The organism is Stutzerimonas nitrititolerans (assembly GCF_003696285.1).
Classification (GTDB): Bacteria; Pseudomonadota; Gammaproteobacteria; order Pseudomonadales; family Pseudomonadaceae; genus Stutzerimonas; species Stutzerimonas nitrititolerans.
Genome location: NZ_RFFL01000095.1, coordinates 1 through 364 on the forward strand (window position 1 = coordinate 1; position 364 = coordinate 364).

The 364-nt window shown below is 60.7% G+C and carries 1 pseudogene; it reads left to right on the forward strand.

Annotation, left to right across the window (positions count from 1 at the left end):
• Positions 1-109 precede the first annotated feature (109 nt).
• Positions 110-364, forward strand: a pseudogene (locus tag EA795_RS20860) (phage major capsid protein); the annotation flags it as partial.

Consider the following 364-nt stretch of genomic DNA (forward strand, 5'->3'; position numbering starts at 1 on the left):
ACAAGCCGCGCGCTGTCCCGACCGATACGCCCCGCGCTGTCGCTCCTGACCTCTCCGCCGCTTTGCAGGCGGCAAAAGAACTGACCTATATCCTCAAAGGAGAATCGCAATGAGCGACTTCGAAAAGCAGTACAACGAACTGAGTACCAGCCTCAAGCAGATCGGCGATCAGATCAAATCCCAGGCTGAAGCCAGCCAGAAGGAGATATCCCGCCACGGCGAAATGCAGGCTGAAACCCGAGCCAAGGTCGACGAAATGCTGACCAAGCAGGGCGAGCTGCAGGCCCGTCTGCAGGAGGCCGAGCAGAAGCTGGTCAATGCCAGCAAGGGCGGCGGAGAGCCCGAGCGTCCGAAGTCGGCAGGC